The sequence below is a fragment of the Streptomyces sp. NBC_00554 genome, assembly GCF_041431135.1.
GTDB lineage: Bacteria > Actinomycetota > Actinomycetes > Streptomycetales > Streptomycetaceae > Streptomyces.
This window is the reverse complement of the sequence record NZ_CP107799.1, coordinates 5,792,599-5,807,133: the sequence shown is the minus strand read 5'-3', so window position 1 is coordinate 5,807,133 and position 14,535 is coordinate 5,792,599. Positions and strand designations below refer to the sequence as shown.

General features: G+C 71.0%; 13 protein-coding genes. 6 read left to right on the top strand and 7 right to left on the bottom strand.

Annotation, left to right across the window (positions count from 1 at the left end):
* Positions 1-65: 65 nt before the first annotated feature.
* Positions 66-545, top strand: coding sequence for a large conductance mechanosensitive channel protein MscL (gene mscL, locus OG266_RS25645; RefSeq protein ID WP_371548658.1), 480 nt, complete (start codon positions 66-68; stop codon positions 543-545).
* A gap of 85 nt (positions 546-630) precedes the next feature.
* Here the strand turns inward: mscL and OG266_RS25640 are convergent, their stop codons facing one another.
* The gene (locus OG266_RS25640) at positions 631-816 is read right to left on the bottom strand and encodes a hypothetical protein (RefSeq protein ID WP_326722526.1); all 186 of its coding nucleotides are present in this window, start codon (positions 814-816) and stop codon (positions 631-633) included.
* A gap of 379 nt (positions 817-1,195) precedes the next feature.
* Between OG266_RS25640 and OG266_RS25635 the strand changes: the two genes are divergently transcribed.
* The 4 genes from OG266_RS25635 to OG266_RS25620 all read left to right on the top strand — a co-directional run bounded on the left by OG266_RS25635 (position 1,196) and on the right by OG266_RS25620 (position 5,899).
* A complete protein-coding gene (locus tag OG266_RS25635) occupies positions 1,196-2,350 on the top strand; it encodes a low temperature requirement protein A (RefSeq protein ID WP_371548656.1) in 1,155 nt (384 codons plus the stop codon).
* 17 nt (positions 2,351-2,367) lie between these two features.
* Positions 2,368-3,396, top strand: coding sequence for a P1 family peptidase (locus OG266_RS25630; protein WP_371548653.1), 1,029 nt, complete (start codon positions 2,368-2,370; stop codon positions 3,394-3,396).
* A gap of 366 nt (positions 3,397-3,762) precedes the next feature.
* On the top strand, positions 3,763-4,992 hold the full coding sequence (locus tag OG266_RS25625) for an Ig-like domain-containing protein (RefSeq protein WP_371548651.1): 1,230 nt from the start codon (positions 3,763-3,765) through the stop codon (positions 4,990-4,992).
* A gap of 157 nt (positions 4,993-5,149) precedes the next feature.
* Complete coding sequence (locus OG266_RS25620; RefSeq protein WP_266460172.1) at positions 5,150-5,899, top strand: DUF6227 family protein; 750 nt, start codon at positions 5,150-5,152, stop codon at positions 5,897-5,899.
* Positions 5,900-5,969: 70 nt separating this feature from the next.
* Here the strand turns inward: OG266_RS25620 and OG266_RS25615 are convergent, their stop codons facing one another.
* The 5 genes from OG266_RS25615 to OG266_RS25595 all read right to left on the bottom strand — a co-directional run bounded on the left by OG266_RS25615 (position 5,970) and on the right by OG266_RS25595 (position 12,514).
* A complete protein-coding gene (locus OG266_RS25615) occupies positions 5,970-6,227 on the bottom strand; it encodes a hypothetical protein (RefSeq protein WP_266460169.1) in 258 nt (85 codons plus the stop codon).
* A gap of 108 nt (positions 6,228-6,335) precedes the next feature.
* Positions 6,336-8,432: a fructose-specific PTS transporter subunit EIIC gene (locus OG266_RS25610; RefSeq protein WP_371548648.1), complete on the bottom strand. Its 2,097-nt coding sequence runs from the start codon at positions 8,430-8,432 to the stop codon at positions 6,336-6,338.
* A 583-nt stretch (positions 8,433-9,015) separates the two neighbouring features.
* Positions 9,016-9,969, bottom strand: a complete 954-nt coding sequence (pfkB, locus tag OG266_RS25605) for a 1-phosphofructokinase (RefSeq protein WP_266460163.1) — start codon at positions 9,967-9,969, stop codon at positions 9,016-9,018.
* 79 nt (positions 9,970-10,048) lie between these two features.
* A complete protein-coding gene (locus OG266_RS25600; RefSeq protein WP_266460160.1) occupies positions 10,049-10,810 on the bottom strand; it encodes a DeoR/GlpR family DNA-binding transcription regulator in 762 nt (253 codons plus the stop codon).
* Between the two features lie 186 nt (positions 10,811-10,996).
* Positions 10,997-12,514, bottom strand: a complete 1,518-nt coding sequence (locus tag OG266_RS25595) for an MFS transporter (RefSeq protein WP_371548646.1) — start codon at positions 12,512-12,514, stop codon at positions 10,997-10,999.
* Between the two features lie 62 nt (positions 12,515-12,576).
* On the opposite strand from OG266_RS25595, the gene OG266_RS25590 reads away from it, so the two are divergent.
* Positions 12,577-13,548 carry a helix-turn-helix transcriptional regulator gene (locus OG266_RS25590; RefSeq protein WP_371548644.1) on the top strand — a complete coding sequence of 324 codons (972 nt, stop codon included), beginning with the start codon at positions 12,577-12,579 and terminating at the stop codon, positions 13,546-13,548.
* A gap of 133 nt (positions 13,549-13,681) precedes the next feature.
* On the opposite strand, the gene OG266_RS25585 is transcribed toward OG266_RS25590, so the two are convergent.
* The gene (locus OG266_RS25585) at positions 13,682-14,338 is read right to left on the bottom strand and encodes a TetR family transcriptional regulator (RefSeq protein WP_371552950.1); all 657 of its coding nucleotides are present in this window, start codon (positions 14,336-14,338) and stop codon (positions 13,682-13,684) included.
* Positions 14,339-14,535: the final 197 nt, after the last annotated feature.

Genomic DNA, 14,535 nt, shown 5'->3' with positions numbered 1-14,535 from the left:
CCCGGCACGCCCTGACGTAGGTTGCGGAGCTGTTTGTTCCACAACTTGTGCAGAAGGGCCCCTCGGTGAGCGAGAAGAAGAAACCCGGTGTGCTGGAGGGCTTCAAGGCCTTCCTGACGCGGGGGAACGTCGTCGACCTGGCAGTCGCGGTGGTCATCGGCGCGGCCTTCACCAACATCGTCAACTCGGTGGTGAAGGGAATCATCAACCCGCTGGTGGGCGCGTTCGGGACCAAGGACCTCAACCAGTACAGCTCGTGCCTGAAGTCGCCGTGCCATTTCGACGAGGCGACGGGCACGGCCACGAGCGGCATCCCGATCATGTGGGGCACTGTCCTCAGCGCGACGCTCACGTTCTTGATCACCGCGGCCGTCGTCTACTTCCTGATGGTCCTGCCCATGTCCAAGTACCTGGCCCGGCAGGCGGCCCGCCAGAAGGCGAAGGAGGGCACGCAGGAGGTCATGGAGATCACCGAGCTGGAGGTGCTCAAGGAGATCCGCGACGCCTTGGTGGCGCAGCGCGGTTCGGGGCACAGCGAGAACTAGCGGCACGGCTGTGGGCCGGGGCCCAGCGGTGGCGGGGCGGGGCCAAGACACGCTGGGGCGGGGCTAAGACGTGGTGGGGCGGGGTTCAGATGTGGTGGGGCGGCTTCTCGTCGAGGAAGCGCTTCAGGTCGGCCGCGCTGTCGCTGTCGCTGCCGGGCCGCTCGCCCCACCCGCGGTCCGTATCGTCCGAGGACTGCTGGCTCAGCGGGTCGTCGAAGACCAGCGCGGCAGGCTTGGGATCGCGCGGTTCGGGGGCGGGGGCGGTACTCATGCCTTCAGGGTACGCCGAGGGGGACGGCGGCCCACCCCGGCTCAGCTGGGGGCCTCGGCACCCCGGCGGGCACGCCCGCGACGAGGAACTGACCGGCCGCGTCGGTCCCCCAGCGGAGACCGAAGGTCCTCCCGTCCGGCGGGCGCGGGTCGCCCTGCCCCGTCTGACCAGGTCATCCCTGGGGGACGTTGGACTCGAGTCACCTTGTGAACGCATTCACAAGAATTTCCGGGACTTTTCTGCTGTGCTTGGCCGTATGACGTCCCGTGCCAGTTCCAGTTCCAGTTCCGGCTCGAGCCCCGGTGCCGGTTCCGCATCCGCATCCGCATCCGCATCCGCACCGACCTCACGGCCTGCCGGTCGTGGGCCGTTGCGCACCATGGCCGCTCGTGGCCGCGACGAGGCACACCGGGTCGCGTCGCCGCTGGAGCTCTTCTTCGACCTGTGTTTCGTCGTGGCCATCGCCCAGGCGGGCATCCAGCTGGTGCACGCCGTGGCCGAGGGACATGCGGGTGAGGGCATCCTCAACTACGCGATGCTCTTCTTCGCGATCTGGTGGGCCTGGATGAACTTCACCTGGTTCGCCTCGGCGTACGACAACGACGACGCGCTCTACCGGGTCGTCACGTTGGTGCAGATCGCCGGTGTCCTCGTACTCGCCGCCGGGGTGTCGCGGGCGGCCGAGGACCACGACTTCCTGCTCGTCTGGCTCGGGTACGCGATCATGCGGTTCGCGATGATCGCGCAGTGGCTGCGGGTGGCGCGGTCCACCGAGGGGGCCGAGAGAACCATGGCCCTGCGGTACGCGGGAGGCGTGCTGCTGTGCCAGGTCGGCTGGCTGGGGCTGCTGGTCCTGCCGGAGTCCGCGCGGCCCTGGGTGTTCCTGGTGATGGCCGTCGCCGAGTTGTGCGTCCCCCTGTTCGCGGAGAAGGATGCCAAGTCGTCCTGGCATCCGCACCACATCTCCGAGCGGTACGGCCTGTTCACGATCATCGTCCTGGGCGAGACGATCGCCGCGGCCACGGTCGCCGTGAAGTCGGGCGCGGACGAGAACGAGGCGCTCGGAGAACTGCTGCCGATCGCCGCGGGCGGGCTGCTGATCGTCTTCTCCGCGTGGTGGATCTACTTCGTGGTGCCGATCCACGGACATCTGCGGACCAACAGGCAGGCGTTCCTGTGGGGCTACGGCCACTACCTGGTCTTCGCGTCGGCGGCCGCGATCGGAGCGGGGCTGGAGGTCGCGGTCGAGCAGGCGGTCGGCAAGGCGCACATATCGACGCTCTCCGCGTCCGCCGCGGTGACACTGCCGACGGCGCTGTACCTCCTCACCGTGTGGCTGCTGCATTCACGCCACTTCAAGGTGGGCATCGCGCAGCAGGCCGTCCTGCCGACCACCGCCTTGCTGGTCATCCTGTGCACGTTCCTGGGCGACTGGGCGGTGCTCGCGGCGGGCGTCGTATCGGCGCTGTCGGTGGCGGTCGGGGTGACGTTGACGGCGCGGATGGTCACGCGGGAGGAAGCGCGGGCCGCGTAGCGGGAAACACTGTCGCCATGACAGTTGACGCTCTGACGGATGTCGCGGGTCTGCGGGTGGGGCACGCGACGTGTACCGGCGACGGTTGGCTCACCGGCACCACGGTCGTGCTCGCCCCTCCCGGCGGCGCCACCGCGGCCGTGGACGTGCGCGGCGGCGGGCCAGGCACCAAGGAGACCGACGCGCTCGACCCACGCAACCTCGTGCAGAAGGTCGAGGCGGTCGTACTGACCGGCGGCAGCGCGTACGGACTGGACTCGGCGTCCGGCGTGATGGCCTGGCTGGAGGAGCGCGGACGCGGGGTGCGGGTCGGTCCCGATCCCGCGCACGTCGTGCCGGTCGTTCCCGCCGCCGCCGTCTTCGACCTGGGCCGCGGCGGCGACTTCCGGGCCAGGCCGGACGCTTCCACTGGGCGCGCGGCGGTCGAGGCGGCCGACGCGAGCGAGCCCGGCACTCCGGTGCGGGAGGGCTGCGTGGGCGCCGGCACCGGGGCGGTAGCCGGCACGGTCAAGGGCGGCATCGGCACCGCGAGCGTCGTGCTCGACTCGGGGATCACGGTGGCCGCGCTGGTGGTGGCCAACGCGGCGGGGTCGGTGATACAGCCGGAAACGGGGGCGCTGTACGGGGAGTTGCTGCAGGGGCGTACGCCGTATCCGTCGGTGGAGGTGCACGAGGCGGCGCAGCGGCGGCTGGCCGAAGCCATCGCGAGGAACGGGGCTCCGCCGCTGAACACCACGCTCGCGGTCGTCGCCACCGACGCCGACATCTCGCGCGCGCAGGCGCAGAAGCTCGCGGGCACGGCGCACGACGGCATCGCGCGCGCCGTGCGTCCGGTGCACCTGCTGAACGACGGGGACACGGTGTTCGCGCTGGCCACGGGCGCCCGGCCGCTCGCCGACGAGCACCCCCTCGCGCTCAACGCCATTCTTGCGGCGGGTGCGGACGTGGTGACGCGGGCGATCGTGCGGGCGGTGCGGGCGGCGGAATCGGTGGACGGCGTGGGTGGGCTGTGGCCGGCGTACGAGGAGCTGTACGGAGGTCGGTAGGCGGGAGGCGTGCCGGGGGCGTGGGTGGGTCGGGGGCGTGCCGGTACGTCCGCCCGTCGCCGCCGGATCAGACGTTGGCCGGGCAGGGAAGCGTCCGGTGACGCGAACGTACGCGACGGGCTTTGGACGTACCGGCACGCCCCCGACCCACGCCGGTGGGCCGCTGCGAGCGGGGTGTCCGGTGTGGGGGGGGCGGGCGGTAGGGGCTGGGAGCAGGGGCGTTTCGGGGGCGGGCGTTGGGGGATTGTCCCGGTTCTGTCACGTGATGGTGTTCACCGGCGACGGAGGGAACCCTTCCTGGCGCCGGTCGCTCTTTCTCGACGTACTGGAGCGGATCACGCACATCACAAGAATCTGGAGCAGCCCGTGGCAACGCCGGACAATACAGCGCGGCGCGCACTGGGGGCCTGTGCCGCCCTGATGGTCGGCGCCCTCACCCTCACCGCCTGCGGTGGCAGCGCGAACGCCGACAGCAAGAACGGCAAGGACGCAGAGAACGGCGGGAGTTCGGCCAAGACGTCCACGGCGAAACTCGTCATCTCCGCCAAGGACGGTTCGACGGACGCGTCGATCAACGCGACCGGTGTGAAGGTCAGCGACGGCAAGCTCACCGACGTGAAGATGACGGTGTCGGGGACCGGGGCTGCCGTACCCGGCGCGATATCCGCGGACGGGAGCTCCTGGAAGCCGAAGGAGCAGCTGGAGCGCGGGACGAAGTACCAGATATCGGCCACCGCGAAGGACTCGAGCGGACGCACCTCCGCTGCCAACTCCATCTTCACGACGGTCACTTCCAGCAACAGCTTCATCGGGACGTACACGCCCGACAACGGCACCACGGTCGGCGTCGGGATGCCGGTCTCCTTCAACTTCGACAAGGTGATCAGCGACAAGAAGGCCGTGCAGTCGCACATCACGGTCTCCTCGAGCAGCGGGCAGCAGGTGGTGGGGCACTGGTTCGGGGCGCAGCGGCTCGACTTCCGGCCCGAGGAGTACTGGAAGGCCGGTTCCAAGGTCACGATGAAGATCGACCTGGACGGCGTCGAGGGCGCGAACGGCGTCTACGGCGTGCAGAAGAAGACCGTCACCTTCACCATCGGGCGTTCCCAGGTGTCCACCGTCGACGTCAACACGCAGACCATGACGGTCGTGCGGGACGGGAAGACCCTCAGGAAGGTCCCGATCTCGGCGGGCAGCCCGGATCACACCACGTACAACGGGCAGATGGTGATCTCCGAGAAGTTCACGCAGACGCGGATGAACAGCCGGACGGTCGGACTCGGCGGCGAGTACGACATCCCGGACGTGCCGCACGCGATGCGCCTGACCACCTCCGGCACCTTCATCCACGGCAACTACTGGTACAACAAGGGCAATCCGCCCTTCGGCCGCGAGGGCACCAGCCACGGCTGTGTGGGGATGGCCGATGTGCAGGGTGCTCAGGGGGACACGACCGCCAAGTGGTTCTACGACAACTCCCTCATTGGGGACGTCGTGACCGTCGAGAACTCCCCCGACAAGACCGTCTCTCCGGACAACGGGCTCAACGGCTGGAACTTGTCCTGGAGCGCGTGGACCGCGGGAAGTACCGTCTGACGAGGGCTTTTTGACGCTCGGTCGGGCCGCGTGGGAACTTGCCGCGCGGCCCGTCCGTTTTCCAACCGTACGTTTTCTCGGTTCGCGGACATGATGTCCGACCGAGGGGCTACGGTATGCACCCACAAGGTGACATGCAGCAACGCCGGGAGAAACCTTGAGCGTTCCGTACGAGACAGCAGCGTACGAACCACCCGAGTCGCCCGAGTCTCCGGAGGAGCATCTCGCGCGACTCCTCGGTCGCGCCCTGAACTCCTTCGAACTGCCGGACGAGACGATACGGCGGCTCGACTGTGCGCTGGCGCACGACAGTTCGCTGCACTCCGCGCACCACAGTGCGGGGCTGCACCGCGAGACGTACCGGCACACGTGGCTGCTCGCCGACGGCTCGGCGGTCACGCTGTGGGAGCTCGTGCACAACACGGCGCCCGGCAGCGATCCGCAACACGAGGTGTACGTCGACGACGACGAGCTGCGCGCCGCCACGGCCCGCCTGCCGCTCCCGGCGGACGCTCCGGACTTCGAACTGGCCGTACTGATGCAGCTGTCGCCGATTCCCGCGCCGCGGCACGAGTACGTGCCCGACGACTCGCCGGATCACGCGCGACGGCTGCTGCGGCGGGCGGAGAACCCGGACCAGCCGGGGGCCGACCTCGCGACACTGCTGATGCGCGAGGCGTTCGCGCACCAGATCACCCAGGCCTTCGGCCGTCCCTGCCGGACAGGTCGGCCGGGGATGTCCTTCTCGCTCTACGAGCACGCGTTCCTGCTGCGTGACGGGCAGGAGATCTCCCTGTGGGAGGTCGAGCACACGGCGACGCCCGACCGGCGGCACATGTGCGAGGTGTACGACACGGAGGACGCGGCGCGCGATGCGATCGAGCGGCGCGCGGCCCGACTCGGCTGAGACCGGCTCGACTCGGCCGAGACCGGCCCGGCTCGGCTGACATCACCACCGGGGAGCAGCCGCAGGGCAGTTACGGGCGGCTGTCGCTGAACTGGCGTACCAGGCCCGCGAAGGCGGCGTGCTCCTCCGGGGTCAGTTCGACGGACTCGGTGTCCGGACCCGACTGTCGCTGGCGGGGCATGGCCCGGAGCGCGTCGCCATGACGCCGGAGCACGGCTTCGGAGCGGTCCCGGCGCAGAAGGCGTACCAGGCCGACGACCCAGATGACGGTCGCCAGGGCGAGGGCGGCCACGCCTGTCAGCTGGAGGATCGACACGTGATCGGGCATGCGCCCCAGTAGACACCACGGTCCGGGACTTTGGTCCCGGACCGTGACGCATCTCGCAGATGCGGTGAACAGCTCACCAGTGCCCTAAAGGGGCAGGCGGTTGGCTCTTCAGGCGGCTGCCACCGGCTCCTTGCGTTCGGCCTTCGCCGATATCGGAGCGTCGGCAACCCCTGCGCCGGCGACCCCGGGAGCCTGCTTGCGCATGCCCTTCAGGACGACCACCAGGGCGGTGGTGACGCAGACGCCCGCGGCGATGGCGACCAGGTAGAGGAACGGGTTGCCGATCAGCGGGACCACGAAGATGCCGCCGTGCGGGGCGCGCAGGGTGGCGCCGAAGGCCATCGACAGTGCGCCGGTGACCGCGCCGCCCACCATGGACGACGGGATGACGCGGAGCGGGTCCGCCGCGGCGAAGGGGATCGCGCCCTCCGAGATGAAGGAGGCGCCAAGGACCCAGGCGGCCTTGCCGTTCTCGCGCTCGGTCTGGGTGAAGAGCTTGCCGCGGACGGTCGTGGCCAGGGCCATGGCGAGCGGCGGGACCATGCCGGCCGCCATCACCGCGGCCATGATCTTCATCGCCGAGTCGCTGGGGCTCGCCACCGCGATACCCGCCGTGGCGAAGGTGTACGCGACCTTGTTGACCGGGCCGCCGAGGTCGAAGCACATCATCAGGCCGAGCAGGGTGCCCAGGAGGATGGCGTTGGTGCCGGTGAGGCCGTTGAGCCAGTCGGTCATGCCCTTCTGCGCGGAGGCGATCGGCTTGCCGATGACCACGAACATCAGGAACCCGACGATCGCCGAGGAGATCAGTGGGATCACCACCACCGGCATGATGCCGCGCAGCGACTTGGGGATCTTGACCTTCTGGATCCCGATGACCACCGCACCGGCGATGAGACCTGCGGCCAGACCGCCGAGGAAGCCCGCGTTGATGGTGAGCGAGATCGCGCCGCCGACGAAGCCGGGGACAAGACCTGGCCGGTCCGCCATGCCGTACGCGATGTAGCCGGCGAGGACGGGGACGAGGAAGCCGAAGGCCACGCCGCCGATCTGGAAGAACAGCGCACCCCAACTGTCCGCCTGCAGCCACATGAAGTGGTCCATGACGGAAGGCGCCTTGTTGACCTGGTAGCCGCCGATCGCGAAGCCCAGGGCGATCAGCAGACCGCCCGCGGCGACGAACGGCACCATGTAACTCACGCCGCTCATCAGCCACTTGCGGAGCTTGCTGCCGTAGCCCTCGCCGGACTCACCGGTGCGCTCCACCGGTGTGCCGGGCGCGGAGCCCGCGGTGACCTCGCCGCGCTCCGCCTTGCCGCGGACCTCGGAGATCAGCTCGGTGGGACGGTTGATGCCCGCCTTCACGCCGACGTCGACGGTCGGCTTCCCGGCGAAGCGGTCCTTGTCCCGTACGGGGACGTCGTGCGCGAAGATCACGCCGTCCGCCGCCGCGATGACCGCGGGGTCGAGCCGGGTGAAACCGGCCGAGCCCTGCGTCTCGACGACGAGTTCGATGCCGGCCTCGCGTCCCGCGTTCTCCAGCGACTCGGCCGCCATGTAGGTGTGCGCGATGCCGGTGGGGCACGAGGTGACGGCGACGATGCGGAAGGGTTCGCCGCCCTCGGTGGCGCCCGGCGCCGGGGCGGGTCCGTCCTCGACGGTCGCACCCGGCGCCGGGGCCGTGCCGCCCGCGGCGGAGTCGGCGGAGGCCGCCGCGTTCGACTCCGCCGCGGAGCCATCGGAGGCGGCCGGGGCCGCCGCGGGCTCGTCGCCCCGGATCAGCGCGGCCGCGGCCGCCGCGTCGTCCACGGCCCGCAGCGCGGACGTGAACTCGGCGTTCATCAGGTGCCGGGCGAGCGACGAAAGGATCGTGAGGTGGGCGTCGTCCGCGCCCGCCGGGGCGGCGATCAGGAAGATCAGGTCGGCGGGTCCGTCCGGCGCGCCGAAGTCGATCCCCGCCGCGCTGCGCCCGAAGGCGAGCGTCGGTTCGGTGACGTGTTCGCTCCGGCAGTGCGGGATGCCGATGCCGCCGTCGAGGCCGGTCGGCATCTGGGCCTCGCGAGCGGCCACGTCGGCGAGGAAGCCGTCGAGGTCGGTCACCCGGCCCTGGGCGACCATGCGCTCGGCGAGGGCTCGGGCCGCCGCTTCCTTCGTTTCGGCGGACAGGTCGAGGTCGACCAGGTCCGCGGTGATCATCTCGCTCATCGCGGGCTCCTTCGCACGCGTATCGCCCGGGGGAAATTGTGGGCGGGGGCGGGGGTGGGGACAGGGGTGAAGCTGAACGTGGGGACGGGGGTACGGGGACTGGGACAGGAACTGGGGCTGGAACTGGGGCTTGGGCTGGGGCTTGGGCTGGGGCTTGGGCTGGGGCTTGGGCTGGGACGAGTTGCAGGGGCGGTGGAGGCGGGGCGGGGGAAGCCCCGCCTCCCCTCGGCGGCGGGACCGGGCCAGTCCCTTCGCCGTATGGCTGCGGCGGGGAAGGGGAGACCCCGCCGCTTCAGGGCCTGTTCAGGGGGTCCGGAGCCATTGGGCTCGGGACCGACGGGGCCGGGGCCAGTGAGCCCGGGGCCAGTGACTCCGGGGCCAGTGCGTCCGGGACCGGTGAGGCCGGGGCCGGTGAGCCCGGGGCCAGTGCGCCCGGGACCGGTGAGGCCGGGACCAGCGACTCCGGAACCGGTAACTCCGGAACCGGTGAGTCCAGGGCCAGTGACTCCGAGACCCGTGAGTCCAGGGCCAGTGCGTCCAGGACCGGATCGAGCGCCGGCCAGTCGTCCGGTGGAGCGCGCCGTCATGACACGGGCTCCGTCAGTACGCGGTCCACCGGGATCTCCGCCGTGACCGTCACGGCGGAGGGGTCGAGGTCGGCCGGGCCCGGCATCACGCTGCCGGGGAGTTGGACGGCCGCGGCGCCGTGGGCGACGGCGGAGGCCAGGGCCTTCGGGCCGCTGCCGCCGGCGATCAGGAAACCGGCGAGGGAGGAGTCGCCGGCGCCCACGTTGCTGCGTACGGCATCCACCCGCGCGCTCGCGAACCAGGCGCCCGAGCCGTCCACGAGCAACTGGCCGTCCGCGCCCAGGCTCGCGAGCACGGCGCGCGCGCCCAGCTCGCGCAACTCCTCGGCCGCCTTCACCGCGTCGCCCACCGTGGCGAGGGGGCGCCCGACGGCTTCCGCGAGCTCCTCGGCGTTGGGCTTCACCACATCGGGCCGCTCGCGCAGCGCCGCGAGCAGCGCCGGACCTGAGGTGTCCAGCGCGATCCGGGCGCCCGCCGCGTGCGCCCGCGCGACAAGATCGGCGTACCAGGAAGGTGCGAGCCCGCGCGGCAGGCTGCCGCAGCAGGTGATCCAGTCGGTGGCGTCGGAGCGGTACTGGCCGCGGACGGTCTCCAGGAGCAGTTCGGCCTCGGCGGCGGAGAGTTCGGGGCCGGGCGCGTTGATCTTCGTCATCGTGCCGTCGGGTTCGGCGACCGAGATGTTCGAGCGGGTGGCTCCGGCGATCGGGACCGGCGCGACCTCGATGCCCTGCGCGTCGAGCAGGTCGGCGACGAGTGCGCCGGGCGCACCGCCCAGGGGCAGGACGGCGATCGTGCGCTGTCCGGCGGCGGCGACCGCGCGCGAGACGTTCACGCCCTTGCCGCCCGGGTCCATGCGTTCGCCGGTGGCCCGGATGACCTCGCCGCGGTCGAGCGACGGGACCTCGTACGTACGGTCGAGGGAGGGGTTGGGGGTGACGGTGAGGATCATGCGCACTCGTTTCTCAACACACGGCGGCCGGATGCCGCTTGCAGCTCAATACACACAGCGCCTCGGAACACGGGGCGCTCTACACACACAGCACTTCGGTGCCGCCGCGCTCGATGGCGGTGGCGTCTTCCGGGCTCAGCCCGCGGTCGGTGATCAGCAGGTCCACATCGCTCAGGTCGCCGAAGCGGGCGAAGTGCTCCTGTCCGTGCTTGGAGGAGTCGGCGAGCAGCACCACGCGGCGCGCGGCGCGCATGGTCGCGCGCTTGACGGCGGCCTCGGCGAGGTCGGGGGTGGTCAGGCCGTACGAGACGGAGAAACCGTTGGCGGCGATGAAGAGGACGTCGGCGCGGATCTCGCTGTACGCGCGGAGCGCCCAGGCGTCCACGGCGGCGCGCGTACGGTGCCGCACGCGCCCCCCGACGAGATGGAGCTGGATGCCGGGGTGGTCCGCGAGGCGGGCCGCGATCGGCAGGCTGTGGGTGACGACGGTGAGCGTCGCCTCCAGCGGGAGCGCTCCGGCGAGCCGGGCGACCGTCGAGCCGGCGTCCAGGATCACTGTGCCGTCGTGGGGCAGTTCGGCGACGGCGGCCTGGGCGACGCGGTCCTTCTCGTCGGCCGCCGTGTACTCGCGTTCGGCGAGGTCGGGCTCGAAGTCCAGGCGCCCGGCCGGTATCGCGCCGCCGTGCACCCGGCGTACGAGACCCGCGCGGTCCAGGGTCTTCAGGTCGCGGCGGATGGTCTCCGCGGTGACCTGGAACTCCTCGGCCAGTGACACCACGTCCACCCGGCCGCCGTCACGGGCGAGCCGGAGGATCTCCTGCTGCCGCTCCGGTGCGTACATGTCCGTTCGCCTCCGACTTATGCCCGAACCTGTGGTTTCAATCGGAGGCTACGCCCGCATTTCCAGAAAGTAAACAGGTTCGGGCGTGATCCGGGCATGAACGGACTTTCGTTGCCGAAGGCAATACAAGGAGGGCCACACAAAAGGGGCCCGGCACCTGAGGTGCCGGGCCCCTTCGGTCCTGGTTCACGAAACGAGCTCGGGCTCCTTCGTGAGCTCGTCGGAGGACGCGTCCTCCACGCCCTCCACATGCTGCGCCGGCCGCTTCGGCAGCGCGAACATCAGCAGGAAGATGACCGCCATCACCGCCGCGACCCAGCCCAGCGCGTGCTGGAAGGCGTTCACGAAGGCCGGGCTGACCTCGGCCGGTGTCAGCCGGTCCCCCATCGTGCCGAAGAAGACGACGGACACCAGGCCGAGGCCCAGCGCGTTGCCCATCTGCTGCACGGTGTTGATGAGGCCGGACGCCGAACCAGCGTGCTCACGCGGCACGTCCGACAGCACCGCGTCCGTCAGCGGCGCCACGATGAAGCCCATCCCCGCGCCCATGACCACCAGCGGGAGCGCCATCTGCCAGGAGGCGATGGACATGCCGTACCGCTCGGACTCCCAGATGTAGAGCAGTACGCCCGCCGCCATGGTCAGCGCGCCCGTCTGGAGCACCTTGCGCCCGAAGCGCGGGACCAGCAGCTGCACCGACATCCCGGCCGCCGCCGACACCGCGATCGAGAACGGAACCCCGGTCAGGCCGGCCCGCAGCGGGCTCCACCCCAGTCCGATCTGCATGTACAGCGTCCACACCAGGAAGAAGATGCCGAGCGCGACCCCGAAGACGGTCTGGACGGCGATGCCCGCGGCGAAGCTCTTCGCCTTGAAGAGGGAGAGTTCGACGAGCGGCGAACCGTCGATCCGCGCCTTGCGCTTCTCGTACGCCACCAGCGCCGCGAAGACGAGGAGGGCGCCGACCATGGACGCGTACCCCCACAGCGGCCAGCCCAGCTCCTCGCCGCGCGTCAGCGGGTAGAGCAGCATCAGCAGCCCCAGCGTGACGAGGGCGACGCCGACGAGGTCCAGCTTGAGGGCCCGCGGGGCCTTGGACTCGGTGATGAAACGGCGGCCCAGGATCAGGCCCGCGATGCCGACCGGCAGGTTGATGAGGAAGATCGGCCGCCACTCGAGCCCGAACAGGTTCCACTCGGTGAGCAGCGCGCCGAGCAGCGGTCCGGACACGGCGCCAAGGCCCACGACCGCGCCGAACAGACCGAACACCTTGCCCCGCTCGTGCGCCGGGAAGGTCGCGTGCACGATCGACAGCACCTGCGGCACCATCAGCGCGGCCATCCCGCCCTGGAGGATGCGGGAGGCGACGAGCATCTCCGGGTTCGCGGCGAAGCCGCACAGGGCCGATGCCATCGTGAATCCGCCTATGCCGACCAGGAAGAGTCGCTTGCGGCCGTGGATGTCGCCGAGCCGCCCACCGGTGATGAGTCCTGCGGCGAAGGCCAGCGCGTAGCCCGCGGTAATCCACTGGATCTGGCTGAACGAAGCCCCCGCGTCCCGCTGGATCGACGGGATCGCGATGTTGACGATCGTGACGTCGACCAGGTCCATGAAGGCCGCGGTCATCACGATCGCGAGTGCGAACCAACGACGCCGGTCGGCCACGGGGGCCGGGCTGTTGAGAGTGGTCTCGGTGGAGGTCATGGAACGAAGTTAGTGCGGCAATAGGTCAGATCGTGTCCTAGTTCTACGGCACTCTGGAAAACATGACTACGGATACGCCGGCCCGGCTGCTCCAGCTCCTCTCCCTGCTTCAGACGCCCCGCGAGTGGCCCGGCGGTGAGCTGTCCGAGCGGCTCGGGGTGTCCCGTCGTACCGTCCGGCGGGACATCGACCGGCTCCGCGAACTGGGCTATCCGGTGCAGGCGACCAAGGGGTCCGACGGCGGGTACCGGCTGGTGGCGGGGAAAGCGATGCCGCCGCTCGTGCTCGACGACGAGGAGGCGGTGGCGATCGCGGTGGGGCTGCGGGCCGGCGCCGGGCACGCGGTCGAGGGCATCGAGGAGGCCTCCGTACGGGCGCTCGCCAAGCTGGAGCAGGTGCTGCCGTCGCGGCTGCGGCACCGCGTGTCCACGTTGCAGGCGGCGACCACCCCGCTGACCAGCGGGGACGGGGCGAGCATCGCGCCCGAGACGCTGACCGTCATGGCCTCCACGGTGGCCGGCCGGGAGCGGCTGCGGTTCGCGTACCGAGCCAAGGACGGGACGCCGTCGCGACGGCTGACCGAGCCGTACCGGCTCGTCTCCACCGGCCGCCGCTGGTACCTCGTCGCCTACGACCTCGACCGCGAGGACTGGCGTACGTTCCGCGTCGACCGGGTCGCCGAGCCCTTCGCGACCGGGGCGCGCTTCGCTCCGCGCGAGTTGCCGACGGGGAGTGCGGCGGAGTACTTGCGGCAGTCGATGTACCGGCGTCAGGTGACGTACGACTTCGACGTCACCTTCGCCGCGCCCGCCGCGTTCGTCGCCGCGCGACTGCCCCCCTCGCTCGGGACACCCGAGCCGATCGACGACCACAGCTGCCGGCTGCGTTCCTCCGCCGGGGACGCCGTGGAGTGGCTGGCGGTGCGGCTCGCGACGGTCGACTGCGAGTTCACGGTGCGGGAGCCGGCGGAACTTGTGGTGTGTATACGGGAGTTGGGGGCGCGGTTGACTCGGGGGGCGGGCGGGGCAGCGTAGTGGCGTACCGGGTCCCGCCGTGTCATGCCGTACGGGACTCGTGCCGCGCGGTGGCGCTGGATCCCGTACGTCAACCTCCCTGGCCTGTCACGTACTTGGCACCCCCGTTGAGCCACACGTACGGCCGTGCCGGTCAGTTCGTCGCTTGCTCGGCGTGCCACGGAAAGTCGCGAAGGGACCCGAGATTGCGCAGCGCGAGCGCGACGGGCCCGGCCGGTCCGGTCGCCGGGGCGTCGCCGGCGGCCCATGCCTCCACCGCGACGCGCACCGCCGCGCTGGCCACGGCGGCGCTGAGACGGAGCTCGGGGGACAGCTCGAGGTATGGCAGCGGGTGGCCGCCAGGCGCCCGGTCGCCGGACTCTGGCGCCCCGGCGGTCTGAACCTCCGCCCCGGGCATCCGCGCCGCCAGCACCTCCGCCAGCGTCCGCTCCGCCGTATGGCAGGCCTCGCCCCACACCCTCAGCAGGGCCGGGCTCTCCTCGGCCAGCCGGAGCAGGGAGCGGACCCACTGCAGGGACTCCTGGCGCACCCCGACGCCGGGCGTCAGCGTCTGGACGACGGCGTGGTGGAGGGCCTCGGGAACGGTCAGGTGGGCCGGGGCGTCGCGGACCATCTCGGCCCATCTCTGGGAACCGGCGGCGAAGAGGGGGCCGAGGGACTCCTCCTTGCTCGCGAAGTAGCGGTAGAAGGTGCGCGGGGCGATGCCGGCGGCGCGGGCGATGTCCTCGGCGCGGGTGGCGCGCAGGCCGTGGCGCATGAAGAGCCCGGCGGCGGCCCGGGCGATCTCCATACGGGTGGCGGCCTTGCGCCGCTCGATCAGCGTGGGGCGCTGCCCATCGGGCGGGGAACTCGGGGCACGTTCACCGGACGACGCCCCGGCAGCGGCGCGTGGCGGGCGTTCGACAGGGAGCGGGCCTGCGAAGGAGGACCGGGCCGTACCGTCGGCGGACACCGGCTCGGAGGACGAGGCCGGGGCATCCGCGGACG